This is a genomic window from Arthrobacter sp. KNU-44, assembly GCF_051843155.1.
Lineage (GTDB): Bacteria > Actinomycetota > Actinomycetes > Actinomycetales > Micrococcaceae > Arthrobacter.
On the sequence record NZ_JBPXNG010000002.1, the window covers coordinates 4451295 to 4476764 of the forward strand.

Genomic DNA, 25470 nt, shown 5'->3' on the forward strand with positions numbered 1-25470 from the left:
CGCTGCCTACCAGATGCTGACGCGGTCCTCAGGCGACAACCACATTCCATCCCCGGCTTCCACCGCGAACGCCTCATGGAACGAGTCCAGGTTCTTGGCGATGGCATTGGTCCGGAACTCGTTGGGGGAGTGCGGATCCGTAGCGACGCGCCGGATGGCTTCCTCGGGACGAATGACCTGGCGCCAGCCGGCAGCCCAGGACATGAAGAAGCGCTGCTGGCCGGTCAGGCCTTCGAGGACGGGAGGTTCCGCACCCTCAAGGCTCAGGAGATAAGCCTTGTAGGCGATGGTCAGGCCGCCCAGATCGCCGATGTTTTCGCCGAGCGTGAGCTTCCCGTTGACCTTGTGCTCGGGAGCGGCATAGGGGGCAAGGGCATCGAACTGGGCAACAAGTTTCGCCGCCAGTGCTTCGAAGGCCTTGCGGTCTTCCTCGCTCCACCAATTCCGCAGCGCTCCACTCCCGTCGAACTGGGAGCCTTGGTCGTCGAAGCCATGGCCGATTTCATGGCCGATGATGGCGCCGATGCCTCCGTAGTTGACCGCGTCGTCGGCTTCCGCCGTGAAGAATGGCGGTTGCAGGATGGCCGCGGGGAAGACAATCTCGTTCAGCATGGGGTGGTAATACGCGTTGACCGTCTGCGGGGTCATGAGCCACTTGTCGAGATCGACCGGCTTGCCGACCTCATCGAGGTGGCGGTCGACGTCGGCGTTGTGTGCCCGCTCGACGTTCCCCAGAAGATCACCCGGATCAATGTCGACGGCGGAATAGTCAATCCACTTGTCCGGGAAACCAATCTTGGGCCGGAAGGCCTCAAGCTTTTTCAGCGCTTCAGCCTTGGTGTCGTCACCCATCCAGTCGAGCGCCGTGATGCTCTCGCGGTAAGCCTCGATCAGTTTGGCAACCAGCGTCTGCATCCTGGCTTTGTAGCCTTCGGGGAAGTGGCGCTCAACGTAGATCTGGCCGACCGCTTCACCAAGGGCGGCTTCGACGACGGCGACTCCGCGCTTCCAGCGGTCCTTGTTCTGCGGAGTGCCACTCAGGGTGGTGCCGTAGAAATCGAAGTTTGCGTCCACGAACGCCGACGAGAGATAGGGGGCGGCGGCATTGAGCACACGCAGGGCCAGCCACTCTTGCCACGTGGCAAGGGACTCGGTCTCGACGAGGGAGGACGCACCCGCGAAGAAATCAGGAGTGCTTACCACCAGCTCGGTGAATTTGCCTGCTTCAATCCGGGCAGAATCGAACCAGGAATCAAGGTAGGGGAATAGTTCACGGCCCTCCTCCGCGGTCTTGAGGTTGTAGGTCTTCTGCGGATCGCGAAGGGTGACGTTGTCCCAGTGGTGCGAGGCAAGGGCCTTTTCGAGGGCGACAACGCGCGCCGCGGCATTGTCGGCGTCGGGAATGCCTCCCAGGCCGAAGAGTTTGGTGACGTATTTCGCATAGGCGCTGACAATGCCTTCGAACTTCTCGTCCCGATAGTAGGACTCGTCGGGAAGGCCAAGTCCGCCCTGGCCGATGTACAACAGGACCCGGTCCGGGTTCCCGGCGTCGGGAGCGGGGTAGATGGAAAACAGGCCGGACACATCCGAGCGGAACAGCCGCCCGGTCAGGGCAACCACTTCGGCCGGCGAAGCCGTAGCAAAGACCTCCGCAAGCCGGGCGCGGATAGGCTCCATACCCTTGGCTTCGGTGGCCTCTTCGTCCATGAAGCTGTTGTAGAGCCCGCCTACTTTGCGTTCGATGCCGCTGGCGTCCTCGCCCTTTGCGGCAGCTTCCTCGATGATCGCTTTGACTGCCAGTTCAGCGCCATCCCGCAGCGCGGTGAACGTTCCCTCAAGCGGGCGGTCGTCGGGGATGACCGTTGACTTCAGCCACGCCCCGTTGACGTGCTGGTAAAGGTCGTCCTGCGGCCTGACGGTTTCATCGATGTTGGACAGTGTGATCCCCGACTGTGGCACAAGAACTCCTTCGGACGACGAGCGGAACCGGCTCACCGCCGTTACCGCGTCTGCATAGTGGACGTTGCTTCTGGTATTGCATTGTCATCATACGCACCCGTGTTACTGTGAAATGGTGCGTGCAGGAATGCTTCTCCTTAGCTGCCGCGGCGGGGCCTCGTAGGCGATCATTCGCTAGGCCAACCCTCGCTGCGGAGTTAGCTATGCCCGGCCAATCTTCCATCAAAGATTAAGAGAAAAGGCCCCCAAAGTCATGCGCAACGCACAAAAGCCCTCCGGAATGCCCATTCATCGGTACCTGCCTTTTCAGGACCAGATCAGTGTCGAGCTGCCGGACCGCACTTGGCCGGACAAGGTCATCACCAAGGCTCCGCGCTGGTGCGCTGTGGACCTCCGTGACGGCAACCAGGCCCTGATCGACCCCATGAGCCCGGCCCGCAAGCTGAAAATGTTCCAGCTGCTGGTCAAGATGGGCTACAAGGAAATCGAGGTCGGTTTCCCCTCCGCTTCGCAGACAGACTTCGACTTCGTGCGGCAGCTCATCGAAGGCGGCCACATTCCGGATGACGTCTCCATCCAGGTCCTGACCCAGGCGCGGGAACACCTGATTGAGCGCACCTACGAATCACTCGTCGGCGCCAAGCAGGCGATCGTCCACCTGTACAACTCGACGTCGGTCCTGCAGCGCCGCGTCGTGTTCAACCAGGACGAGGACGGGATCCTGGACATCGCCCTCCAGGGTGCCCGTTTGTGCAAGAAGTACGAGGAAACCCTCACGGACACCCACATCACGTACGAGTACTCGCCGGAGTCCTTCACGGGGACCGAACTTGAGTACGCAGCACGCGTTTGCAACGCGATCGCCGATGTTTTCGAAGCATCCGCGGACAAGCAGGTCATCATCAACCTGCCCGCCACCGTGGAAATGGCCACCCCCAATGTCTACGCGGACTCCATCGAATGGATGCACCGGAACCTGCACCCCCGTGAAGGCATCATCATTTCCCTCCACCCGCACAACGATCGCGGCACAGGCGTTGCCGCCGCGGAGTTGGGCTACCTGGCCGGCGCCGACCGCATCGAAGGCTGCTTGTTCGGCAACGGCGAGCGTACCGGCAACGTGGACCTGGTCACCCTGGGCCTTAACATGTTCGTCCAAGGCGTCGATCCGATGATCGACTTCTCGGACATCGACGAGGTACGCAGGACCGTGGAGTACTGCAACCAGTTGCCCGTTCCCGAGCGTTCCCCGTATGGCGGCGATCTGGTATTCACGGCGTTCTCCGGTTCGCACCAGGACGCCATCAAGAAGGGCTTCGAAGCCCTCGAGAAGGAAGCTGCCGCGGCCGGCAAGGCCGTCGACGACTTCACGTGGCAGGTTCCCTACCTGCCGATCGATCCGAAGGACCTGGGCCGCAGCTACGAGGCCGTCATCCGCGTCAACTCCCAGTCCGGCAAGGGCGGTGTGGCGTACTTGCTCAAGAACGAGCACAGCCTGGACCTGCCGCGCCGGGCACAAATCGAGTTCTCCGGCGTCATCCAGCATCGCACCGACACCGTGGGCGGCGAAGTCAGCGGAGCCCAGCTGTGGGCGATGTTCCAGGACGAGTACCTGCCGGCCAGCACAGCCGATGGCCAGTGGGGACGCTATTCGCTGGGTTCCATCCGCACCGAGACCGATGAGTCCGGCGAGCTTTCCCTGCATGCAGCCCTGCGCATTGACGGCACGGTGGTCCAGCGGACCGGCACGGGCAACGGCCCGATCGCGGCCATGCTGGACATCCTCCGTCAAGACGGCGTGGACGTCCGCGTCCTGGACTACTCCGAACATGCCCTTTCCGAAGGTGGCAGCGCCACTGCCGCAGCATATGTTGAATGCGCCGTTGGCGAGCGGGTCCTCTGGGGAGTCGGTATCGATCCCAACACGAGCACCGCGGCGCTCAAGGCAGTCATCTCCGCCGTCAACCGAGCCATCCGGGCCGTCCGGGCATAGCCATTTGCCGTGCGGCGCCGCCAACACGGCGCCGCACGGCTTCGCCGGACCCGATAAGGCCCGGTGTGGTGCGAAGATTAACTGTGGCCAATCCTTCGTCGTTCGCAGCGCGGTCCTATCGGGACGATGCCGTAGTGCTGCGCACCCACAAACTGGGCGAAGCGGACCGCATCATCACTTTGCTGACAAAGCACCACGGACAAGTAAGGGCGGTTGCCAAGGGCGTACGGCGTACCAGTAGCCGGTTCGGTGCCCGCTTGGAGCCGTTCATGGTGGCTGACCTGCAACTCGTTTCCGGCCGCACCTTGGACATCGTCACCCAGGCTGTCGCCAAAGGAGCCTACGGGAGCTCGATCGCCGCCGATTACTCCCGGTACACCGCCGCTGCCGCCATGACGGAAACGGCGGAGAAACTGACGGACGCCGACGCCGATTCGGGAACGGCCCAATACAACCTCCTTGTCGGGGCACTTGCCGCCTTGAGCCGTTCCGACCACCCGCCGGAACTCATTCTTGACTCCTACCTGCTCCGCGCTTTGGCAACCGGCGGTTGGGCACCCAGTTTCACGGATTGCGCCCGCTGCGGGGCGAGAGGTCCGCACACAGCCTTCTCCGCTCCCTTGGGCGGAATGATCTGCAACGACTGCCGCCCGCCCGGCTCGCCGGCACCCGCTCCCGAGACCGTCGTCTTGCTGGGTGCGCTGCTGACGGGAGACTGGGCCACTGCGGATGTGTCCGAATCCTTGCATCGCCGCGAGGCCGCCGGACTGGTGGCAAGTTACCTGCAATGGCACCTTGAACGAGCATTGAAGTCCCTCAAACATGTGGAGCGAAGCTGAAAGTGGCACTGGGAAAAAAGAAGACGGCAACGGCGCGGACCACTCCGGTGAGGGCCCCCTACCACCATCCCTCGGGCGCCAGGCCGCCGGCCATCCCTGCCGAACTGGTACCGCGGCACGTGGCGATCGTCATGGACGGCAACGGCCGCTGGGCGAACCAGCGCGGCCTTCCGCGCATCGAGGGCCACAAGGCCGGGGAGCCGGCCCTGCTGGATGTGATGGCGGGTGCGATCGAACTGGGCATCAAGTACGTCAGTGTCTACGCTTTCTCCACCGAAAACTGGCGCCGTTCTCCTGAAGAAGTGCGCTTCCTCATGGGATTTAACAAGGACGTGCTACGTCGGCAACGCAACCAGCTCGACGAATGGGGCGTGCGGATCCGCTGGGCAGGCCGGCGGCCCAAGCTCTGGGGCTCCGTCATCAAGGAGCTGGAGGAAGCCGAGGAGTACACGCGCGGCAACGACACGTGCACCTTGACCATGTGTGTTAACTACGGCGGGCGCGCCGAAATCGCCGATGCCGTGGCCGCGATTGCCAAGGATGTGGCTGATGGGCGCTTGAAGCCCGGCTCCGTGACTGAGAAGACCATCCAGAAGTACCTCGATGAACCGGACCTTCCGGATGTGGACCTGTTTTTGCGCAGTTCAGGTGAGCAGCGCCTCTCAAACTTCCTCTTGTGGCAATCGGCCTATGCGGAGTTCGTCTTCATGGACACACTGTGGCCCGACGTTGATCGCAGGACTTTGTGGGACGCCGTCGAGATCTATGCCAAACGGGACCGCCGATATGGAGGCGCGGTAGACGCTGCGGCACCCCGTTGACCGCGGCCCGGAACTAGCACGAGCGTGCGTTGAAACCGCTCAGTCCGGATAGGAAGCCAACCAGATGGCCACGTCCCTGTAGGCCTGCTGCCGGACGGTCCGCCGTGACAGGAACACATCATGGAGTGCACCCGGATAGCGGAATACCGCCGTCCGGCGCCCGAGGCCCAGTGCCCGGCGGGCAGTCTGCTCGACGTCGATCACGGCGTCGACGCGCATAAGCTCCGCGGTCCACTCAGCCTGGATCCGGGTCCGGCCGGAAAGTAACACGAGCACCGGCGCGTCGATATTGAGTTTGCGTTCGACGGCGGCGTGGCCCGCCAGGACTGCCTTGGTCCACCCTGCGCGGATCGGGAAGGACGCCCGCGGCCTCCATTCCGGATCAAGGGTCCATTCGCCGTGGGCCAGGTTGCTCACGCTTTCCCAGTAGGCCGGCATCTCCGGGAAGCGGAAAGGACGCTTGGGGTCCGTGCGCGCAAACGGTTCCACAAGACGCATCGCCATGCTGCGGATCAGGCTGCTGCCTTGGAGCTCCAGCCACGGCGAATTCAACGTCAGCGTGGCAATGCGGCCGGGATTCCGGTCAGCCCAGAGCGCCGCGATCAGGCCGCCCAGCGAATGGGCCAGGAGGTGGATGGTAGCTGCCTCCGCGCTGCCCGTCAGCTCGGCGATATCCTGCCGGATGGCCTGCAGGGCGGCGTCGAGGTCTTCGTCATAGACCGTCAGGTCTGTGGTGTAGCCGGGAGTTTGGCCCGGCCGCAGGCTCCGCCCGAATTTGCGCAGGTCGAGCGCATAGAAATGGAACCCCGAGGCGCCCAGGAACTCGGCCAGTTCTGTCTGCATGAAGTAGTCGGCCCAGCCGTGGATATACAGCACCACCCTCGGCGGCCCCTTGGTAACGGGAACGTCGCTCCGGCGCCGGCGTCGAGTGAATGCCGTCAGCGCATCCAGGAGTCCGTGCTGCACCGATGGTGCGGCCGCCGGGCGGACGTGCCGGACGAGGGTTGCGCAGACCGGCCCCTCTTCGTCCGGTGGAAGTTCGAGCTTCAAGGCCTCGAAACCGCCGTCCAGAAAGTCCCGTTGCCAGACCGGCAATCCCAGTTCCGTGGTCATGGCATTTCCCCCGCTTGTCCAAGCTCCTGGCCTCCCGCACGGTCCGTCCCTGGCCCGTTGGTGATGTACCCGTGAATCCAGCGCGCAAGCCTGTCGTAGGCATCGGCGCGCACCGGACCGGCCGACAGGAAGACGTCGTGGAGGCCGCCATCCACCCGTTCCAGGGTGACGGTCCGGCCAAGGGTCATGGCACGGACGGCCATGGTGTTGACGTCCAGGACGGCGTCCGAATGCCGCATGGACTCCTGCCAGACCATGCCGTTGGCGCTCGCCCCGGAAATCAGGACCAGGATCGGGATGTCTATCCTCAGACCCCGGGCCACCCTTGTGTGGCCGCTGAGGACCGCGCTGAGCCAGCCGGCCCGCATGGGGAACGCCAAAGGCGGGCGGTATTTTTCGTCGAGGAGCCATTCTCCCTCGGCCGAGCTGCTGATGCTGCGGAAGTAGAAGCCGCGTTCGGGCAAGCGCAGGATTGTCTTGGGCCAGAACCGTGCGAGCGGTTTCACCATCGTCTGCGCTGCACGCCGGACCACGGAACTTCCGTGCATTTCAAGCCACGGGCTATTGAGTACGAGGTACTGGACGGAGCCAGGGTGGCTGCTGGCCCACAAAGCGGCTACGAGGCCCCCGGTGGAATGTCCCATGAGGGTCAATGAACCGGCTTCCTGTTCACGCTGGTCTGCGGAACGGATCATGCCGATGGCTTTGCTGATTTCGGCGTCGTAGTCGTTCAGGTGCTCAACGTAACCGCCAGGTGTGTCTGCCTGCAGGCTGCGGCCATGGTTGTGCATGTCCAACGCGTAGAAATGGAAGCCTTGTCCAGTCCAGAACTCTGCCAGGGCAACGTTGAAAAAGTAGTCGCTCCAGCCGTGCAGGAACAGGACCGAACGGTTGGCCGGCGGGAGAGAATCACCCGGGCCGCCGGTGCCCTGGCGCGGGACATGGCGGACGAGCGTTGCGCGCCGGACAACTCCATCAGGTCCGGCCGCCTCGAATGCGCAACTTTCGAAGTCCGCACCGAGGATATCGGTCTGCCACTCCATGGGAACAGCTTAGACACTCGCCGCGGCATCGCGTCCGGCTGCGCGTCCGGTGAACATGGAGCTGCCGAGGAACGTTCCTTCCAATGCCCGGTAGCCATGGACTCCTCCACCGCCGAAGCCGGCAGCCTCGCCGGCTGCATACAAGCCCGGGACGGGATCTCCGGTATCGTCGAGCACGCGTGAACGCAGATCCGTCTCAAGCCCGCCGAGGCTCTTACGCGTCAGGACAGAGAGCCGGACAGCCAGGAGCGGGCCGTGCTTCGGGTCGGTGAGCCGGTGCGGCGGGGCCACCCGCATGATCTTGTCGGTGGCGAATCGCCGGGCCGCCCGGATCGCGGCGAGCTGCGGATCCTTGCCCAGCCCGCTCGCCACTTGCAGGTCCCGATCCTGGATGAGTGAATCGAGCCGGGCAGGATCTACCAGCGCTGAACCTGTCAGCGCGTTCATTTTCGCGGCGAGCTCGGCGGCCGTTGCGGCTTGCAGGAAGTCCACGCCACGGTCGAGGAAGAGGCGCAACGGCGAGTCGCTGCCGGGACTGAGCCGGGAGGCAAGGAGCCTGATGTCCTTGCCAGTGAGGTCCGGGTTCTGTTCCGAGCCTGAGAGGGCGAACTCCTTCAGCGCGATGGTGCGGTTGCACACAAACCACGAATGCCCGTGCCCGCTCGCCAGGATATGCCGGAGGGCGCCCAGCGAGTCGAAGCCCGGAAACAGCGGGGCTGGCAGCTGCCTTCCCGTCGCGTCAATCCACAGCGACGACGGACCGGGCAGTATCCGGATGCCGTGCGAAGGCCACACAGGGGAGTGGTTGTGGATGCCTTCGGGGTAGTGCCACATGCGGTCGCCATTGATGAGCCGCCCGCCGGCGGCTGCGGCGGCAGCGAGGAACTCGCCGTCGACGGATGCAGGTACACCGCTCAGCATGTGTTCCGGCGCGTTACCGTCGGGCCATTGCCTCCGCACCAAAGTGTGGTTCCCGCCGATCCCGCCGGTGGTCACGATGATCGCACCCGCGGTCGCCTCAAAGTGCCCGACGACGGTCCTTGCCGACGCTTCGCCGCGTCCGGCTCCGGACGCCTCCAGGATCTCGCCGCCGACCCCCGTGACGCGGCCCGCCGTCGTCGTGATCTGCGTGGCGCGGTGCCGGAAGTGCAGGGATATCCTCCCGCGGGCCGCGCCTTCGTGCACTTTCGCCAGGAACGGTTGCACGACGCCTGGTCCCGTGCCCCACGTGACGTGGAACCGCGGGACAGTGTTGCCGTGGCCTTGGGGACCATAGCCGCCGCGTTCGGCCCACTGCACGAGCGGAAAGAGCCGCACCCCAAGCGAGTTCAGCCACCGGCGCTTCTCGCCGGCGGCGAAATCCACGTAAGCTTCTGCCCACCGCCGGGCCCAGAAGTCTTCGGGCCGGTCAAAGGCCGCGGACGCCAGCCAGTCGCTCAAGGCGAGCTCGGCACTGTCCTTGACGCCCAGCCTCCGCTGCTCGGGGGAGTTGACCAGGAACAAGCCACCGAAAGACCAATGCGCCTGGCCGCCCACGGACGCCGAAGGCTCCTGGTCCAGGACAGCAACCCGTTTGCCGTCGGCGTAGGCTTGGGCGGCGGCGACCAGTCCCGACAATCCCGCGCCAATAATGACGACATCGGCTTCGATGATTGCCTGGGAGTGAACTCCATCAAGTGGATTGCTCGGCATTCGTACATGCTACCGCCCGGTAACCGCCTTGGTTTGGTGCGCGACCCGTAAACCGGAAAACTAGTACCATGCGCGTTTACCCCACATTCTTCAAGCTGGCCTTCTCCTGGATGGATGCCGAAAAAGCCCACAAGATCGGCTTCCAGGCGATCCGCTACGCACACCGCTCAGGCGCAGGACGCGTCCTGGCCAAAATGACGGCTCCGCACCCCTCCCTGCGCACGGAGGCTTTCGGGCTGACGTTCCTTTCGCCCTTCGGCCTTGCGGCCGGCTTCGACAAAGAGGGCCACGGAATCGAAGCCCTCGCTGAACTAGGCTTCGGCCACGTGGAAGTGGGAACGATCACCGGCCAGGCGCAGCCCGGCAACGAGAAGCCACGGCTTTTCCGCTTGATCGAGGACAAGGCCGTGATCAACCGCATGGGCTTCAACAACGACGGCGCGGCGGCCGTGGCCCCGCGGCTCAAGGCTGCGAGGGCGGCTTTGCAGCGGACGCATTCGGGCGTTCGTCCCGTGATCGGAGTCAATATCGGCAAGACCAAGGTTGTCGAGCTCGACGACGCCGTTGAGGACTATTTGGTCAGCGCCCGCAGCCTGGCACCCGCCGCCGACTACCTGGTAGTGAACGTGAGCTCGCCCAACACGCCGGGACTGCGACTGCTCCAGAACGTCGAGACGCTTCGTCCCCTCCTGCGAGCGGTCGGAGAAGCCGCGGACGAATCCGCCGGCCGACACGTGCCGCTGCTCGTCAAGATCGCGCCGGATCTGAGCGACGAAGACATCGACGACGTCGCCCGGCTCGCCTTGGACCTCAAGCTCGACGGGATCATCGCCACAAACACCACCATCAGCCGGGAAGGCCTGGTTTCGGATCCGGGCAAAGTGGAAGCGTGCGGCGCCGGCGGACTCTCCGGTGCGCCGCTCAAGGGGCGTTCGCTCGAGGTATTGCGCCGGCTGAAGGCTGCGGTGGGGGAGGGCCTCGTGCTCATCGCGGTCGGCGGCGTGCAGTCCGCGGCCGACGTGCAGGAGCGGCTCGATGCCGGGGCAACCCTCGTTCAGGGATACACGGCATTCCTCTACGAAGGTCCGTTCTGGGCCGCCGGCATCAACAAGGCCTTGGCCAAACGGCGCAGTTAAGCGTCGCCGCTAAACAGGGAGACGAGCATCTGAACTGCACCTGAACCGCCAAGTGCGGACAAAAAGACCCTGGAACAGCTGTTCCAGGGTCTTTTTGATTCGTCGGACTGCTGTCCTTGGCGATCGGGGAGTATTAAGCGGGGTACTGGCCTCGCTGCACCTGCGGCTTCGGCAGGCGCAGGCGACGGAATTGCAGGGAACGCATGCTGCCGTACCAGACCGTCCCACGCTCGACGTCGCCGAACTTCTGCGTCAGGCCCTTGCGCAATTTGCGGGAAAGGATGAACACGTCCGCGAAGACAGCCAGGAACATGACCCAGAAGCCGATCAGGATATAGCTCAGGGCGTCGCTGCCTGAGGGAATGACGAAGGAGATAACCACGAACAGCAAGGCACCGAACATCAGGTACTCACCCAGGCTGAAACGGGCATCGACATAGTCGCGCGCAAAGCGCTTCTGGGGTCCCTTGTCCCGCAGCGGCAGGTACTTCTCATCCCCGGTGTCCAAGGCCTGGCGCATTTTCTGGCGCTGATCCTGCACGGCAATGCGCTCGGCTTCCTTCGAGGCCTTGCGGTCCGTCGGCACGAGGGGCCGCTTGCGGGCCGCTTCCTGTTCCTTGCGCTTGGGCGTGGGAGCGCCCTTGCCAGCGCCTTTCACGGCGGCATCTGCGGCAAGCTGGTCTACTTGGTCTTGAGCGCTCGGCTCATCCTTTTTACGTCCAAACACCACTACAGAATACCCCGCAGGAACCGCCCCAAAGTCGACGTGACGTGCCGCCCGGCGAAGGAGCCCGCCACGCCGCCAGGTCCGGTTCCCCAGCGCCACTCCCGGCGGTAGTGTTTTCGCCATGACTTCAATGAATGCGGAGATCCCGCAGACCTTTTCCGGCGGCTCCGGCACAATCAATGTTGATGCGCTCAAGTCCTCGATCGATGCTTCCTTCGACGAGACCATGACCCGTTTGAAGGACCTGGTTGCCATCCCGGGGATCGCCTGGCCCAGCTTTGACCCGGCGGAACTGGAGCGGAGCGCCGAGGCTGTCGCGTCGCTGGTCCGCGAGTCGGGCTTCCGCGACGTACAGATCCTGCGCTGCGACAAGGCCGACGGGACTCCCGGAGGCCCCGCCATCGTTGCTCGCCGCGTTGCCGCGCCGGGCAAAGCAACGATCCTGCTTTACGCGCACCACGATGTGCAGCCTCCGGGCGACGTGACCTTGTGGGACACCGAACCCTTCGTCGCCGAAGAGCGGGATGGCCGCCTTTATGGCCGTGGCGCAGCCGACGACAAGGCCGGAATCATGGCCCACCTGGCTTCTTATGCCGCTGTAACCCAGGTGCTGGGAGACGATTTCGGCCTTGGGGTCACCTTGTTCTTCGAGGGCGAAGAAGAGGCGGGCTCGCCGACGTTCCGGACTTTCCTCGAAACACACCGCGAGCTCCTCGAAGCGAACGTCATTGTTGTGGCGGATTCAAGCAATTGGAAAGTCGGCGTTCCCGCGCTGACAACAAGCCTCCGCGGACTGGTGGACGGCACCTTCGAAGTTCGGGTCCTGGATCACGCAGTGCACTCCGGCATGTTCGGCGGTCCCGTACTGGACGCGCCGACCCTTCTGTCCCGCCTCATCGCCACCCTGCACGACGACGACGGCAACGTGGCCATCGAGGGGCTGGTAGCCAGGGATGACGTAGTAGAGGACGTTGATGAGGAGCAGTACCGCGCCGACGCCTCCGTGCTCGACGGCGTACGGCTCGCCGGCAGCGGCAGCATCGCCTCAAGGCTCTGGACCAAGCCCGCGTTGTCGATCATCGGCATCGACGCACCCGCCGTCGACGTCGCATCCAACACACTGCTTCCCTCTGCGCGGGCAAAGTTCAGCCTGCGCTTGGCCCCCGGGCAGGATCCCGATGCCGCCATGGACGCCGTGGGAAGGCACCTGCAGGCGAACGCGCCCTTCGGAGCGAAGGTGACGTTCGTACCGGGGGAGCGGGGCAACGCCTTCTCCACCGATACGGAATCGGCGGCGGCCCGGATCGCAATGTGGGCACTCGGTGCAGCCTGGGGCGTGCCCGCTGTCGAAATGGGGATCGGTGGATCCATACCGTTTATCGCGGATCTCACGGAAACCTATCCCGATGTCCAGATCCTGGTGACTGGCGTCGAGGACCCTGACTCACGGGCCCACAGCGCCAACGAATCGCTTCACATCGGCGATTTCCGCAATGCCGTCCTGGCTGAGGCACTGATGCTCGCCAGGTTGAACACGGAAGGCCTCTGAGCCCCCGCCTGCATCGACCGGGGAACAAGGTAACGCTCCCTGCGGTTACGTTAGAAGTTATAGCTATGCGCCGGCTCGACGTAGCATGTAGCTATAGCCCGCACGTATTTGGGTAAGGGCAGGCAGCGCGAAGGCGCAGCCGCCAAGAGCTTCATAAGAAGGTAGGCCAATGAGCACTGCAACCAACGAAAACAGCACCGGAGCGCAGCTCGCAGGCGGCGAGCTTCCTGAGCACGAGGTCAAGTTGACCGATGTCGCCGCAGGTAAGGTCCGGAGCCTTCTCGAACAAGAAGGCCGCACGGACTTGCGGCTCCGCGTCGCTGTTCAGCCGGGCGGATGCTCGGGCCTGATTTACCAGCTCTACTTCGACGAGCGCCTGCTCGACGGCGATGCCGTCCGCGATTATGACGGCGTCGAAGTGGTTGTCGACAAGATGAGCGTGCCTTACCTGAGCGGTGCCAGCATAGACTTCGAGGACACGATCTCGAAGCAGGGCTTCACCATCGACAACCCCAACGCCGGCGGGTCTTGCGCCTGCGGCGATTCGTTCCACTAACCCGGGCATTCGCAGACTGTTGGCCCAGTTCAGGAACGGGTTGAACCCGGGCCGACGCACTGGGCCAGCATGTCGGCGAAAACCGCTCGGTAGCGGTAAGCTCTACATCGGGTAGTAAAACTTTAGTGTGCCCGGTGGGCTTCCGGCCGGCCGGGCTGCAGCAACAAGAGGAAGGGCCGTCTGTGAGTTCGCAGAACCGAACCGGCAGCCGACGCATAAAGATCACCTCGATCACTGGCTTGGCACTAGCCGGCGCGTTGGTTTTGACCGGATGTTCACCAGAGGTAGAAAAAGGCTGGTTGCCCACGGAACGTGGAACCACCAGCAACACCGATCGGATCATGGACCTCTGGGTCAACTCATGGATCGCCGCCCTCGCCGTCGGCATTATTACTTGGGGCTTGCTGGTCTGGTGCATCATCGCCTACCGCCGCCGCAAGGGCACCACGGGTTTCCCGAAGCAGCTTAGCTACAACCTCCCTCTGGAGGTCTTTTATTTGACCATTCCGCTGTTCATGGTGCTGGTGTTCTTCTACTTCACGGATCAGGACCAGCGTGCAATCGATGACCGCTCCCAGGCGGCCGACGTCACGATTGACGTCCGCGGCAAGCAATGGGCTTGGGACTTCAATTACGTGAAGGGCCCGGTCATCGCCGAAGACCTTCACGAGGCCGGCGTTCAGGCGCACCTCACGGGCAACAACGTGGACAAGGACAAGCTCCCCACCTTGTACCTGCCGGTCAACAAGTCGGTTGACCTGGAATTGAATTCCCGCGACGTCATCCACTCTTTCTGGGTACCCGCCTTCCTTCAGAAGCGCGACATGATCCCCGGCAAGACCAACTACATCAGGTTGACCCCCACCAAGGAGGGCACCTATGACGGCAAGTGCGCCGAACTTTGCGGTGAATACCACTCAGAGATGCTGTTCCGCGTGAAGGTCGTTTCCGAGGCTGAGTTCCAGGCTCATATGGCCCAACTTCGCCAGAGCGGCAACACCGGTCTTCTCGATTCGAAGTACGACCGCAACCCGAACCTGAACGCAAAGAATTAAGGGAAGCGACGTGGCTACTTACACTCAATCCGCCGGAGTCCTTGACGCTCCGGTAGTACCGAAGTCCAAGGGACGCATCGTCGTCAACTGGATCACCTCCACCGACCACAAGACCATCGGGTACATGTACCTGATCGCGTCCTTCGTGTTCTTCTGCCTGGGTGGTGTCATGGCGCTGCTGATCCGCGCCGAGCTCTTCGAGCCCGGCATGCAGATCCTGCAGACCAAGGAGCAGTACAACCAGCTCTTCACGATGCACGGCACCGTGATGCTGCTGATGTTCGCGACGCCGCTCTTCGCAGGCTTCGCGAACGTCATCATGCCTCTTCAGATCGGCGCCCCCGATGTTGCCTTCCCGCGACTGAACGCACTGGCCTTCTGGTTCTTCCTCTTCGGCTCCACCATCGCGGTGTCCGGCTTCATCACCCCGCAAGGTGCCGCCTCCTTCGGCTGGTTCGCCTATGCCCCCTTGTCGGACACGACGTTCACCCCGGGCGTGGGCGGAGACCTGTGGGTCTTCGGTCTGGCTTTGTCCGGTTTCGGAACCATCCTGGGTGCCGTGAACTTCATTACCACGATCATCTGCATGCGCGCTCCCGGCATGACGATGTGGCGCATGCCGATCTTCACCTGGAACACCCTCGTGACGGCAATCCTGGTTCTCATGGCCTTCCCGCCGCTCGCCGCCGCGCTCTTCGCGCTCGGTGCCGACCGCCGCTTCGGCGCACACATCTTCGACCCGGAGAACGGCGGGGCTGTCTTGTGGCAGCACCTGTTCTGGTTCTTCGGCCACCCCGAGGTTTACATCATTGCGCTGCCCTTCTTCGGCATCGTGTCCGAGATCTTCCCGGTATTCAGCCGCAAACCGATCTTCGGTTACAAGGGCCTGGTCTACGCGACCATCGCCATCGCCGCCCTGTCGGTTACCGTCTGGGCGCACCACATGTATGTCACCGGATCGGTGCTGCTGCCGTTCTTCTCGTTCATGACGATGCTGATCGCGGTACCCACCGGCGTGAAGTTCTTCAACTGGATCGGCACGCTGTGGCAGGGCTCGATTACTTTCGAGACGCCCATGCTCTGGAGCATCGGCTTCCTGGTCACCTTCCTCTTCGGCGGCCTGACCGGCATCATCCTGGCCTCCCCGCCGCTCGACTTCCACGTCTCGGACTCCTACTTCGTCGTCGCGCACTTCCACTACGTCGTCTTCGGAACTGTCGTGTTCGCCATGTTCGCAGGCTTCTACTTCTGGTGGCCCAAGTGGACCGGAAAGATGCTCAACGAGCGCCTCGGCAAGATCCACTTCTGGCTTCTGTTCCTGGGCTTCCACGGCACGTTCCTGATCCAGCACTGGCTCGGCGTCGAGGGCATGCCCCGACGCTACGCGGACTACATGCCGCAGGACGGCTTCACCTGGATGAACCAGTTCTCCACCATCTCATCCTTTGTGCTCGGCGCCTCGCTCCTGCCGTTCTTCTGGAACGTCTACATCACCTGGCGCAGCAACAAGAAGGTAGAAGTGGACGATCCCTGGGGCTTCGGCGCTTCGCTCGAGTGGGCCACATCCTGCCCGCCGCCGCGACACAACTTCACCTCGCTGCCCCGCATCCGTTCCGAACGTCCTGCCCTGGACCTCCACCACCCGGAACTCGCTCAGCACCACACTGCACAGAGCCCCGAGCCGGCAGCAAAGGTGCTCGGCAACGCTGATCAGAAGGACGCCAAGTGAAAATCGAATCATGGATTTTTGGAGCCGGGAGCTTTTTCTTCGTCCCCGTCGCACTGGCCTACGGCTTCCTGACCCACTGGTCTGAGTGGGTCGGAACCCTCGGCATTCTCCTGGTCGGTGGTCTGGCAGGCATGATCGGCGGCTACCTCGGTTTCACCGGCAAGCGGGTCGGCATGCGCCCGGAAGACCGACCGGACGCTGAGATCCACGAGGGCGCTGGCGAGCAGGGACACTTCAGCCCCTGGAGCTGGTGGCCGCTGGTCCTCGGCCTGGCGTGTGCCGGTGGCTTCCTTGGCCTTGCCATAGGTTTCTGGATCACGTTTGTCGCCGCTGGCCTGGCCCTCGTGGCCTTGGTCGGTTGGGTCTTCGAATACAGCCGTGGAGACCACGCGCACTAGAAGTTCTTGAATAACGACGGCGGGCCCCACCAATTGGTGGGGCCCGCCGTCGTTATATCCGGATGTGGCACGAGGCGCACACTCAACACGATTGCCGGCTCACTGGCCTTCTACGGCCTCCAGGACGGCCGAAAGCGCAGCCAAGGCATCATTGACCTCATCAAGCGTGCGGCCGGCTTGCAGCGCTTCACCGGAGACCGACAGCACCACCTCGCACCCGTGGCCGAAGTCTTCGGTCATGACCTCGAGCAATGACCGGGCATCCACTGCTTGCTGGCCGGGCTTACGAATCGTCACTGGAAGGCCCGTGGCGGTCACAGCCCGCACGAACATGGCAGCAGCCCGTGCATGGAGACCGATCTCTGCGGCGACGATGGCTTTGTGCTCGGGCAAACCGGCTCCTTTGATTCGGACGGCCAGATGCCGACTGCGATTTTGATCCATACAAGCCTAGCGCCGCAACACGACGGCGCCGTCCGCGGCGATCAACTGGTCTAGACCTGCCCGTGGATTGGCCTACGCTTATTTCATGAGAGATTTCGTGGCCGGAGACCGTCGTGCCCGCTGAGGCAGCACGTATCGCGGGGGAGATCGACCGCAAGAGCGGCACTCCCATCTACGTTCAACTGCGCGAGATCCTGCGCAGCTACATCTCCGAGTCCTGCAAACCCGGTGCGGCGCTGCCTTCGGAGCGGGACCTTTCCGAACGCTTCGGGCTTGCCAGGATGACGGTGCGGCAGGCCATTGATGCCCTCGTCGGCGAGGAGGTCATTGAACGCGTGGTTGGATTGGGAACTTTCGTCCGCAAACCGAAGCTCGACCTCCAGGTGAAGCTCACGTCGTACAGCGAGGAAATGCAGCGCCGCGGCATGGTCCCGGCGGCCAAGGTCCTGAGCTTTGAACAAATCTCGGCCAGCGCCTTCCTCGCGAGGGAGCTCCAGCTGGAGGAAGGGACGCCGTTGGTCCGCTTCAGACGGCTCCTCCTCGCTGACAACGAGCCCATGAGCGTGGACGAGAACTTCATCCCTGCCCATCGCGTGCCAGGTCTCCTGGACGATGCGCCCCCCACATCCCTCTACAACGTGCTGAGTGAGAAGTACGGACTGGTGATGGAGTGGGGAGAGGACATGATCGAAGCAACAGCAGCTTCGCCGTCAACGGCGCGGCTCTTGAACGTAGATGTCGGAACTCCCTTGCTCAAGATCCAGCGCCACGCATTCGTCGCACGCGCGATGGTGGACTACTCCGTCTCCTACTACAGGGCTGACCGGTACAAGTTGTGGGTCCCGTTGCAGCGCCCGGGCGTCCGGTCCACCCGGAGCCAATCGACGGGGTACCGCACCCACTAGCACAAAGCCGGGAACCGCCCGCTTGGAAGCCCGAAGAACGAGATAAGGCCCCGTCCACATGGACGGGGCCTTATCTGTGCTATCTGCTGGAGCTAGTGGCTAAGGCTCTTGTGCTCTTCGCCGGACTCGATGGCCTCATGGTGGCCATGTCCGTGAGCGGCTTCAAGCTCAGCCGGCGTTGCCGGAGCAACACGGTCTTCGAAGAACCACTTGGACAGCGCCGCGCGGCGCTTCTCCTTCGGGGTGACGACGCCATGCTCGTTCGGCTCAGCCGGCAACGGGGAAAGCGATTCGAAGCCCACAAGCTTGTAGTGCTTGTAGTCGTCCAGTGGCGCGTGAACCTCGATGAACTCACCATGCGGCAAGCGCACGATGCGGCCCGTTTCGCGGCCGTGCAGGGCAATCTCGCGGTCCTTGCGCTGCAGCGCAAGCGCCACGCGCTTTGTCACCATGAACGCAATGATCGGGCCAATGAAGAACAGCGTGCGCAGCCAGTACGTGACGTCGTTCAGGGCAACGTGGAAGTGCGTTGCGATGAGGTCCGAGCCGGCCGCCGCCCACATGACGCAGTACCAGGTAAACCCTGCGACGCCGATGGCAGTACGGGTAGGAGCGTTGCGAGGACGGTCCAGAACGTGGTGCTCACGGTTGTCCTTGGTGATCCAGCGTTCGATCCACGGGTACATGAACAGCACCGTGAAAATGATGCCGGCGGGAACCAATGCAGGCAGCAGCACATTCAGGGTCAGCACGTGGCCGAAGATGATGTATTCGAAGTGGAAGTCGTTGACAACGCCAGGCATGAGCCGCAAGGCGCCATCGACGAAGCCGATGTACCAGTCAGGCTGGGTACCTGCCGACACAGGGGAGGGGTCGTACGGTCCGTAGTTCCAGATCGGGTTGATCGTGAACATCGCAGCCATGAGCGCGACGACACCGAACACGATGAAGAAGAAGCCGCCGGCCTTAGCGGCGTAAACCGGTCCCAGGGGGTAACCGACGACGTTGCCGTCGTTGCGGCCCGGGCCGGGGTACTGCGTGTGCTTGTGCACAACCACCATGAAGAGGTGGATGACGATCATCAGCAGAATCATGGCAGGAACGAGCAGGATGTGCAGCACGTACAGGCGGCCGATGATGGCTGTACCCGGGAACTCGCCTCCGAAAAGGAAGAACGAGATGTACGTTCCGATCACCGGGATGGACTTGATGACACCGTCGATGATTCGCAGGCCGTTGCCGGAGAGCAGGTCATCGGGAAGGGAATATCCGGTGAAGCCTTCAGCCATGGCCAGGATGAGCAGGACGCCGCCCACTACCCAGTTCATTTCACGCGGCTTGCGGAAAGCGCCGGTGAAGAAAACGCGCAGCATGTGCACACCAAGCGACGCCACGAACAGCAAAGCCGCCCAGTGGTGGACCTGGCGGAAGAACAAGCCGCCGCGAATGTCGAAGGAAATGTTCAGCGACGAGTTGTACGCGACGGACATTTCGACATTCGTGAGCGGGGTGTACGAACCCGAATAGTGGGTCTCAGCCATGGACGGGTCGAAGAAGAACGTCAGGAAGGTACCGGACATCAGGAGAATGACGAAGGAATACAGCGCCACCTCACCGAACATGAAGGACCAGTGGTCGGGGAAGACCTTCCGGCCGAATTCACGCAGGATTCCGGATCCGCCGACGCGCTCGTCAACGAAGTCCGTGATCCGGCCAACCTTGGTTTTCGGTACGAAGGGGACTTCAGCTGTTGATGAGGCGCTCATGCTCGTCACGCTCCCAGTAACTCGGTCCTACAGGTTCTTTGAAATCGCTCGTGGCTACGAGGTAGCCCTCAGCGTCCACCGCGATGGGCAGCTGGGGGAGCGGACGGCTGGCGGGGCCGAAGATAACCTTGCATTCCTTGGTGAGGTCGAAGGTTGACTGGTGGCACGGGCACAGCAGGTGGTGCGTTTGCTGCTCGTAAAGAGCAACCGGGCAACCGACGTGGGTGCAGATCTTGGAGTAGGCAACGATTCCGTTGTAGCTCCAGGTTTCGCGGCCCTTGGAAATGGTCAAGTCATCCGGGTTGAGGCGCATGAGCAAAACGACGGCTTTGGCCTTCGCGTTGAGCTTGCCTTCCTGGAGTTCGTTGAGGCCTTCCGGGATCACGTGGAATGCGGAACCGATGGTCACGTCCGATGCCTTGATCGGAGTTCCGTCAGGGTCGCGGGTGAGGCGCTTGAGCTTGCCGTCCTGGGGAGCCCACATGGTGTGTGCGAGCGTGTTGTCGGGACGGGGACCAAGGTCACCGAATACTGCCAAAGCCGGAAGAGGCGCCAGTGCCACGGCACCCAAAAGGGTGTTGCGGATCAGCGGGCGACGCTTGATGCCGGTTTCCTCGACGATGTCCTCGACGATTCGCACGGCCGCCTGCCGGTCTTCCTCGGTGCGGATGGCGTGGCGCTCTTCCGAAACCTCGTGGTCCGGCATGAGGGCCTTGGCCCAGTGCACGATGCCGGTGCCGATCCCGAGCATCGCAAATGCGGTGCCCAGGCCAAGCAACAGGTTTTGGGTGCGGATCGTTGCGATCGTGGAGTCTTGCCCAAGATCGATGGCAAAGTACGACACCAGGAAGATCACCGTGCCGATGACGGAGATGCCAAACAGTATGGCCACCTGTCGCTCGGCTCGCTTAGCGGCTCTCGGGTCCGTGTCAGCCAGGCGCAAACGGTGCGGAGGAAGCCCAGGATCCTGGAACTTCTCCACATCATTCTGACCAGCCGTAGCTACGGTGCCCGAGTGGTTCGGACTGCCGTCACTATGGTTGCCCATAATTCGCCTCATCCTTCTCTCGTTGTCCCGGCCGTAACCGGGTTAATGTTCAATTCAAAACTGCTGTGGGGACAGCAGAAGTTTTTGTCGTGCGCTGGCCTAGGACGTACGGGACGTCAGCCAGATGGTGAAGGCAATGATGACGCCGAGGCCTGCAACCCAGACGAAGAGACCTTCGGATACCGGACCCAGGCCCCCCAGGTCGTTTCCACCAGGCGAGCCGTTGGTTTCGATCTTCTTCAGGAAGGTGATGATGTCGCGCTTGCCCTCAGGAGAGATGTTCGCGTCGTTGAAGACCGGCATGTTCTGCGGACCAGTGGCCATCGCTTCATAGATGTGCTGGCCTGAGACACCAGCCAGGGCCGGAGCGAACTTTCCACGGGTCAAGGCGCCGCCAGCCGCTGCAGCGTTGTGGCACATCGCGCAGTTCACGCGGAAGAGCTCGCCACCCTTGGCGGCATCTCCCTTTTCGTCGAGCAGCGATGCGTCGGGAATTGACGGGCCAGCGCCGAGCGAAGCGACGTAGGCCGCCAGCTGCTGGGTCTGCTGCTCGTTGAACTGCCGCGGCTTTTCCTGGGCCTGGGGTCCGTTCATCTGCATGGGCATACGGCCGGTGCCAACCTGGAAGTCAACCGCAGCAGCACCCACGCCGACCAGCGAGGGGCCGTCCTTGGATCCGCTGGCGCCCATGCCGTGGCAGGTGGCGCAGTTGGCGGCGAAGAGCTTGCCGCCTTCCTGGGCGTCGCTTGCGCTGAAGGTAGTGGTGTCTGCCTTCGCCTGGTTGACCGTTGTGGCAACGGCGTAGAGCCCACCAGTGACGAGGAGTCCCATCAGCAGCAGCGCAATGGCTGCCAGTGGATGACGTCGCTTCTGCGAGAGTGCCTTCACGTGGTGGTTCCTTTATTCGATCCTGCGTCGGCTCCGCGAGCCGCTTCTTTAAAATTCATCCTCTTGAGGAACAAGAGTCGGTGCCGGGCTACTTCAGTACGTAGATGACCAGGAAGAGGCCGATCCACACAACATCCACGAAGTGCCAGTAGTACGAGGTGACGATTGCCGAGGTCGCTTCAAAGTGTCCGAACTTCTTGGCGGCGTATGCGCGGCCAATGATGAACAGGAAGGCGATGAGGCCGCCGATGACGTGGAGACCGTGGAAGCCGGTTGTCATGTAGAACGCGGAGCCGTAGGCATTGGCCGAGAGCGTCACGTGCTCGGACACAAGCATCGCGTATTCGGTGGTCTGCCCGGCAACGAAGAAGGAGCCCATGATGAACGTCAGGATGAACCATTCGTTCATGCCCCAGCGGGTGAACTGCAGCACACCGCCTCGACGGCGCGGCTCAAGTCGCTCGGCAGCGAAGACGCCCATCTGGCAAGTGAAGGAACTCGACACGAGGACGATTGTGTTTACAAGCGCAAACGGGAAGTTGAGCTTGCCGGTTTCTTCCGCCCACAAGGCGCCCGACGTGGAGCGCAGCGTGAAGTACATGGCGAAGAGACCGGCGAAGAACATCAACTCACTGGAAAGCCACACAACGGTTCCAACGGAAACCAAATTGGGGCGATTCAGCGTCGGGTGCGCCGGGGTACTGGGGGCATGGGTCGCAGATGTCACAAGGACATTATGTCTGTAAAAGTCCGGACTTCCCAATGCGAACCGCCATTTGGGGAGACTTTTTCTACAAACACGCGAATTCGCGCGGAAAAGTTCCCGGCGTCCTTAGCATTGGTCACGGAGCAGGGTGGATCGCTAGCATCAAGTGGTGACTTCACAGGCATCTGCAGAGCAGGCAAGCAACTCGTGGCCCGGACTCATCTCCGCTTTGATCAACGGGCATGACCTCTCGGCCGGGAACACGGCATGGGCCATGAACACAATCATGTCCGGAGAAGCCGCCCCTTCCCAGATTGCCGGTTTCCTCGTTGCCCTGCGGGCCAAGGGTGAAACGGTGGATGAAGTCACCGGACTGGTCGAGGCAATGCTCTCCAACGCCAAACCCGTGAGCATTCCGGGTGAAAAGCTTGACATCGTAGGCACAGGCGGCGATCGGCTGAACACAGTGAACATCTCGACGATGGCGGCCCTAGTGGCGGCCGGCGCGGGAGCACGGGTCGTAAAGCACGGGAACCGGGCGGCGTCGTCGTCGTCGGGCTCCGCCGATGTCCTGGAAGCCTTGGGCGTGAGGCTCGACTTGCCGATCGACCGGGTGGCCCGGAATGCCGAAGAGGCGGGAATCACCTTCTGTTTCGCCCAGGTATTCCATCCGTCGTTCCGGCATACCGGTGTTGTGCGTGCGGAACTCGGCATTCCCACGGCCTTCAACTTCCTGGGACCAATGACCAACCCCGCCCACGTCCAGGCTTCAGCCGTGGGTGTTGCCAACGCCGCGATGGCTCCCTTGATCGCCGGGGTCCTGGCGCGCCGAGGGAGCCGCGGATTGGTGTTCCGCGGGGAAGACGGACTCGATGAACTCACCACCACCGGACCATCCACGGTGTGGGAAATCAGGAACGGGCAAGTCACCGAGCAGCGGTTCTCGCCGGCGGATCTTGGTATCGCTGCGGCGACCGTCGCCGATCTACGAGGCGGCGACGCCAAGGCGAATGCCGCCGTCGTGCGCGAAGTACTTGAGGGGAAGCCGGGCCCGGTCCGCGATGCCGTCGTGCTCAACGCCGCCGCAGGCCTGGTGGCCTTCGACACTACTGCCGACGGACCGTTCTTGGAACGAATGAAGTCGGCCTGGCTGCGGGCCGCGGAATCCATTGATTCCGGAGCGGCTTCCAGGGTCCTCGACACGTGGGTCGGACTAAGCCAAAGCTAGGCGCGGCGCCAGGATTCCGGCTGTTACTGCTCGAAGCCCAGCGTAAACGCGGCGTCCAGATCATGCTGTGAGTATGCTCGGAAGGCGATGTGCGTGGTGGTGTGAACTACTGCGGGAACCTTCGAGAGTTTGTCGGCGATGACGTCCGCCAACTCCTCATGCTTCGCCACGCGTGCCACGGCAATAAGGTCCCATTCCCCTGTGACGGAGTAGACCTCGCTGATCCCTTGGATGGCGGAGATCTCCTCGGCCGTCTCCGGAATGCGTGAAGCGTCGGTCTTGATCAGGACAAAAGCGGTGATCACTGGGGGCAGCCTTTCCGAAGTGCAGCAGTGGACGTAGCAAGCCTAGTCCATCGGCGGGTGCTTAGGCCCGGCGGCTCCGTCGACGGGCCCGCATCACGAGGGCGATGACGGCGCGGTAGCCAAGCAGCAGGATCGCCAAGCTGATCAAGGCGACAATGATGAACGCGAGCACCACGGTCTGTCCGGTGGCCGCACGCAAAAGCATGCCCCCGGCGACGGCTCCGATCCATATGCCGACGCCGGCCGGCCAGGTCTTGAAGGGTGCCCTCCAGGCCCGCACAGTGAGCCAACCGATCACGGCACCGGCAAGAAACGGCCAAGCCGTGGCAAAGACCCCGGTCAGCACATCAGCACGCTGGTGCGCGTCGCGGCCAATGGCGGCGAAAACAAGAATGAGGATTGCGTCTGCCAGTCCGGCGATGAGGGCAGTGCGGACCAGGGCGGAATTTGCAGCAGGCATGGAAACGACACTATCCCGCACTGATGCCGAACTCGAACCGAAGGTCCTACGCATGCCACCAGGCTGTTGAACCCGCGCCCCTTGAACCAGCACTGAGTACCGCGGAAGATGTGGCTACGACACTTGAAGCGACGCCGATCCCCGGAGGTACGACATGAAGTTGATCCAGGTTGCCCAGCGGGCGGTGGACCTCGACCGGGCATCGGAGTTCTACTCCCGGCTGCTGGGCGGCGCGCCAACCGGAAGATTCGATCCGCCCGGCCTGCTCTTCTTCGATCTCGACGGCGTCCGGCTTCTCCTGGATCGCGGCGCCCCGTCGTCGCTGATCTACCTTGACGTAGCCGATCTCCGGCTCTCAGTGGAAGGGCTCCGCGCCTCAGGGACGAAGATCGTCCAGGAACCACAATTGGTCTACAGCCACGTCGACGGAAGCCTTGGACCGGCCGGGACCGACGAGTGGATGGCCTTCATCAAGGACAGCGAAGGCAACACAGTGGGCCTCGTCGGCCGTGAGGCGAGTGGCAGTTAGGAAGCGGACAGCCGCCGTCGAGCAAGAAAAAATCTGCCTGTAGATGGTCCCGGCGGGCGCTGTTAGCATGACGAAAAGGTAGCTGATCGTGCTGCCCCAAACACTGAGGAGCCATGTAATGACCACGAACCTCAACCCCTACATCAGCTTTCGGGACAACGCCAAAGAGGCAATGACTTTCTACCAGTCGGTCTTCGGAGGCGAGCTGACCCAAAGCACCTTCGCGGAGTTCCACGCGAGCGAAGACCCCGCCGAAAGCGACAAGATCATGCACTCGGCACTCAAGACAGACAACGGATTGCTGCTCATGGCCGCGGACACCCCCAACAGCATGGATTACAGCCCGGGAAACAACATCTCGGTGTCCCTTAGCGGCGACGACGAAGCGGAACTTCGAGGCTATTGGGACGGACTGGTCGACGGCGGGACGGTCACCGTGCCGATGGAGAAGGCGCCCTGGGGGGACATCTTCGGGATGCTCACTGATAAGTTCGGCATCGCTTGGCTGGTCAACGTTTCGGGAGATCAGCCTCAGTAACGCAAAACAGAAAGCGCCCTCCGCCCCGCGATGCGGGACGGAG

The 25470-nt window shown here is 62.8% G+C and carries 25 protein-coding genes; 13 read left to right on the forward strand and 12 right to left on the reverse strand.

Going from position 1 to position 25470, the window contains the following annotated elements; genetic code table 11:
- Positions 1–6: 6 nt before the first annotated feature.
- Positions 7–1959 (reverse strand): M13 family metallopeptidase, encoded by a 1953-nt coding sequence (locus tag ACSVHC_RS21855; protein WP_437770044.1) that lies wholly within the window; start codon positions 1957–1959, stop codon positions 7–9.
- Positions 1960–2212: 253 nt separating this feature from the next.
- Between ACSVHC_RS21855 and leuA the strand changes: the two genes are divergently transcribed.
- The 3 genes from leuA to ACSVHC_RS21870 all read left to right on the forward strand — a co-directional run bounded on the left by leuA (position 2213) and on the right by ACSVHC_RS21870 (position 5612).
- Positions 2213–3952 carry a 2-isopropylmalate synthase gene (gene leuA, locus ACSVHC_RS21860; protein WP_437770043.1) on the forward strand — a complete coding sequence of 580 codons (1740 nt, stop codon included), beginning with the start codon at positions 2213–2215 and terminating at the stop codon, positions 3950–3952.
- 83 nt (positions 3953–4035) lie between these two features.
- A complete protein-coding gene (gene recO / locus ACSVHC_RS21865; protein ID WP_345447763.1) occupies positions 4036–4791 on the forward strand; it encodes a DNA repair protein RecO in 756 nt (251 codons plus the stop codon).
- 2 nt (positions 4792–4793) lie between these two features.
- Entirely contained in the window at positions 4794–5612 is an 819-nt protein-coding gene (locus tag ACSVHC_RS21870; protein WP_437770042.1) for an isoprenyl transferase, read from the forward strand.
- Between the two features lie 39 nt (positions 5613–5651).
- Here the strand turns inward: ACSVHC_RS21870 and ACSVHC_RS21875 are convergent, their stop codons facing one another.
- Genes ACSVHC_RS21875 through ACSVHC_RS21885 form a run of 3 tightly spaced genes read right to left on the reverse strand, consistent with a single transcriptional unit; the run spans position 5652 to position 9460 of the window.
- A complete protein-coding gene (locus ACSVHC_RS21875) occupies positions 5652–6725 on the reverse strand; it encodes an alpha/beta hydrolase (RefSeq protein WP_439181304.1) in 1074 nt (357 codons plus the stop codon).
- Positions 6722–7768 carry an alpha/beta hydrolase gene (locus ACSVHC_RS21880; RefSeq protein ID WP_437770040.1) on the reverse strand — a complete coding sequence of 349 codons (1047 nt, stop codon included), beginning with the start codon at positions 7766–7768 and terminating at the stop codon, positions 6722–6724. Before ACSVHC_RS21880 ends, ACSVHC_RS21875 begins: the two co-directional genes overlap by 4 nt.
- Positions 7769–7777: 9 nt before the next feature.
- Positions 7778–9460, reverse strand: a complete 1683-nt coding sequence (locus ACSVHC_RS21885; protein ID WP_439181305.1) for an FAD-binding dehydrogenase — start codon at positions 9458–9460, stop codon at positions 7778–7780.
- A gap of 68 nt (positions 9461–9528) precedes the next feature.
- Between ACSVHC_RS21885 and ACSVHC_RS21890 the strand changes: the two genes are divergently transcribed.
- Positions 9529–10596 (forward strand): quinone-dependent dihydroorotate dehydrogenase, encoded by a 1068-nt coding sequence (locus ACSVHC_RS21890; protein WP_439181306.1) that lies wholly within the window; start codon positions 9529–9531, stop codon positions 10594–10596.
- A gap of 133 nt (positions 10597–10729) precedes the next feature.
- Here ACSVHC_RS21890 and ACSVHC_RS21895 read toward each other — a convergent pair whose 3' ends face one another.
- A complete protein-coding gene (locus ACSVHC_RS21895; protein WP_236810884.1) occupies positions 10730–11323 on the reverse strand; it encodes a DUF3043 domain-containing protein in 594 nt (197 codons plus the stop codon).
- Between the two features lie 121 nt (positions 11324–11444).
- Between ACSVHC_RS21895 and ACSVHC_RS21900 the strand changes: the two genes are divergently transcribed.
- From ACSVHC_RS21900 to ACSVHC_RS21920, 5 genes are all read left to right on the forward strand, one after another.
- Complete coding sequence (locus tag ACSVHC_RS21900; RefSeq protein WP_437770037.1) at positions 11445–12872, forward strand: dipeptidase; 1428 nt, start codon at positions 11445–11447, stop codon at positions 12870–12872.
- Positions 12873–13041: 169 nt separating this feature from the next.
- On the forward strand, positions 13042–13428 hold the full coding sequence (locus ACSVHC_RS21905; RefSeq protein WP_059390004.1) for a HesB/IscA family protein: 387 nt from the start codon (positions 13042–13044) through the stop codon (positions 13426–13428).
- 182 nt (positions 13429–13610) lie between these two features.
- Positions 13611–14483, forward strand: coding sequence for an aa3-type cytochrome oxidase subunit II (ctaC, locus tag ACSVHC_RS21910; protein WP_437770036.1), 873 nt, complete (start codon positions 13611–13613; stop codon positions 14481–14483).
- 10 nt (positions 14484–14493) lie between these two features.
- Positions 14494–16212: an aa3-type cytochrome oxidase subunit I gene (ctaD, locus tag ACSVHC_RS21915; RefSeq protein WP_059390002.1), complete on the forward strand. Its 1719-nt coding sequence runs from the start codon at positions 14494–14496 to the stop codon at positions 16210–16212.
- Complete coding sequence (locus ACSVHC_RS21920; protein WP_265977369.1) at positions 16209–16610, forward strand: cytochrome c oxidase subunit 4; 402 nt, start codon at positions 16209–16211, stop codon at positions 16608–16610. The genes ctaD and ACSVHC_RS21920 overlap by 4 nt, the downstream gene beginning before the upstream one ends.
- Before the next feature lie 99 nt (positions 16611–16709).
- Here ACSVHC_RS21920 and ACSVHC_RS21925 read toward each other — a convergent pair whose 3' ends face one another.
- A complete protein-coding gene (locus tag ACSVHC_RS21925) occupies positions 16710–17003 on the reverse strand; it encodes an HPr family phosphocarrier protein (protein WP_236810890.1) in 294 nt (97 codons plus the stop codon).
- Between the two features lie 164 nt (positions 17004–17167).
- Between ACSVHC_RS21925 and ACSVHC_RS21930 the strand changes: the two genes are divergently transcribed.
- Positions 17168–17959 carry a GntR family transcriptional regulator gene (locus tag ACSVHC_RS21930; RefSeq protein ID WP_236810892.1) on the forward strand — a complete coding sequence of 264 codons (792 nt, stop codon included), beginning with the start codon at positions 17168–17170 and terminating at the stop codon, positions 17957–17959.
- A 92-nt stretch (positions 17960–18051) separates the two neighbouring features.
- On the opposite strand, the gene qcrB is transcribed toward ACSVHC_RS21930, so the two are convergent.
- From qcrB to ctaE, 4 genes are all read right to left on the reverse strand, one after another.
- On the reverse strand, positions 18052–19725 hold the full coding sequence (qcrB, locus tag ACSVHC_RS21935) for a cytochrome bc1 complex cytochrome b subunit (RefSeq protein ID WP_437770035.1): 1674 nt from the start codon (positions 19723–19725) through the stop codon (positions 18052–18054).
- Positions 19703–20773: a cytochrome bc1 complex Rieske iron-sulfur subunit gene (qcrA, locus tag ACSVHC_RS21940; protein WP_437770034.1), complete on the reverse strand. Its 1071-nt coding sequence runs from the start codon at positions 20771–20773 to the stop codon at positions 19703–19705. Before qcrA ends, qcrB begins: the two co-directional genes overlap by 23 nt.
- A 99-nt stretch (positions 20774–20872) precedes the next feature.
- The gene (gene qcrC, locus ACSVHC_RS21945) at positions 20873–21661 is read right to left on the reverse strand and encodes a cytochrome bc1 complex diheme cytochrome c subunit (RefSeq protein ID WP_236810898.1); all 789 of its coding nucleotides are present in this window, start codon (positions 21659–21661) and stop codon (positions 20873–20875) included.
- A gap of 88 nt (positions 21662–21749) precedes the next feature.
- Positions 21750–22388: an aa3-type cytochrome oxidase subunit III gene (ctaE, locus tag ACSVHC_RS21950; protein WP_236810900.1), complete on the reverse strand. Its 639-nt coding sequence runs from the start codon at positions 22386–22388 to the stop codon at positions 21750–21752.
- A 148-nt stretch (positions 22389–22536) separates the two neighbouring features.
- On the opposite strand from ctaE, the gene trpD reads away from it, so the two are divergent.
- The gene (trpD, locus tag ACSVHC_RS21955; protein ID WP_437770033.1) at positions 22537–23595 is read left to right on the forward strand and encodes an anthranilate phosphoribosyltransferase; all 1059 of its coding nucleotides are present in this window, start codon (positions 22537–22539) and stop codon (positions 23593–23595) included.
- Between the two features lie 23 nt (positions 23596–23618).
- On the opposite strand, the gene ACSVHC_RS21960 is transcribed toward trpD, so the two are convergent.
- Together ACSVHC_RS21960 and ACSVHC_RS21965 are read right to left on the reverse strand one after the other, a co-directional pair.
- Entirely contained in the window at positions 23619–23900 is a 282-nt protein-coding gene (locus ACSVHC_RS21960; RefSeq protein WP_395248256.1) for an Lrp/AsnC family transcriptional regulator, read from the reverse strand.
- A 61-nt stretch (positions 23901–23961) separates the two neighbouring features.
- Positions 23962–24360, reverse strand: a complete 399-nt coding sequence (locus ACSVHC_RS21965; RefSeq protein ID WP_437770032.1) for a DUF3054 domain-containing protein — start codon at positions 24358–24360, stop codon at positions 23962–23964.
- 154 nt (positions 24361–24514) lie between these two features.
- On the opposite strand from ACSVHC_RS21965, the gene ACSVHC_RS21970 reads away from it, so the two are divergent.
- Both ACSVHC_RS21970 and ACSVHC_RS21975 read left to right on the forward strand, forming a co-directional pair.
- The gene (locus ACSVHC_RS21970) at positions 24515–24889 is read left to right on the forward strand and encodes a VOC family protein (protein WP_437770031.1); all 375 of its coding nucleotides are present in this window, start codon (positions 24515–24517) and stop codon (positions 24887–24889) included.
- A 118-nt stretch (positions 24890–25007) separates the two neighbouring features.
- Positions 25008–25427: a VOC family protein gene (locus ACSVHC_RS21975; protein ID WP_437770030.1), complete on the forward strand. Its 420-nt coding sequence runs from the start codon at positions 25008–25010 to the stop codon at positions 25425–25427.
- The last annotated feature ends 43 nt before the right edge of the window (positions 25428–25470 follow it).

Excerpts from the sequence above, each read along its gene's own strand:
- leuA (WP_437770043.1), top strand. The coding sequence starts at position 2,213 with ATGCGCAACGCACAAAAGCCCTCCGGAATGCCCATTCATCGGTACCTG.
- ACSVHC_RS21875 (WP_439181304.1), bottom strand. The coding sequence starts at position 6,725 with ATGACCACGGAACTGGGATTGCCGGTCTGGCAACGGGACTTTCTGGAC.
- ACSVHC_RS21880 (WP_437770040.1), bottom strand. The coding sequence starts at position 7,768 with ATGGAGTGGCAGACCGATATCCTCGGTGCGGACTTCGAAAGTTGCGCA.
- ACSVHC_RS21885 (WP_439181305.1), bottom strand. The coding sequence starts at position 9,460 with ATGCCGAGCAATCCACTTGATGGAGTTCACTCCCAGGCAATCATCGAA.
- ACSVHC_RS21890 (WP_439181306.1), top strand. The coding sequence starts at position 9,529 with ATGCGCGTTTACCCCACATTCTTCAAGCTGGCCTTCTCCTGGATGGAT.
- ACSVHC_RS21900 (WP_437770037.1), top strand. The coding sequence starts at position 11,445 with ATGACTTCAATGAATGCGGAGATCCCGCAGACCTTTTCCGGCGGCTCC.
- ACSVHC_RS21905 (WP_059390004.1), top strand. The coding sequence starts at position 13,042 with ATGAGCACTGCAACCAACGAAAACAGCACCGGAGCGCAGCTCGCAGGC.
- qcrB (WP_437770035.1), bottom strand. The coding sequence starts at position 19,725 with ATGAGCGCCTCATCAACAGCTGAAGTCCCCTTCGTACCGAAAACCAAG.
- qcrA (WP_437770034.1), bottom strand. The coding sequence starts at position 20,773 with ATGGGCAACCATAGTGACGGCAGTCCGAACCACTCGGGCACCGTAGCT.
- ACSVHC_RS21965 (WP_437770032.1), bottom strand. The coding sequence starts at position 24,360 with ATGCCTGCTGCAAATTCCGCCCTGGTCCGCACTGCCCTCATCGCCGGA.
- ACSVHC_RS21970 (WP_437770031.1), top strand. The coding sequence starts at position 24,515 with ATGAAGTTGATCCAGGTTGCCCAGCGGGCGGTGGACCTCGACCGGGCA.
- ACSVHC_RS21975 (WP_437770030.1), top strand. The coding sequence starts at position 25,008 with ATGACCACGAACCTCAACCCCTACATCAGCTTTCGGGACAACGCCAAA.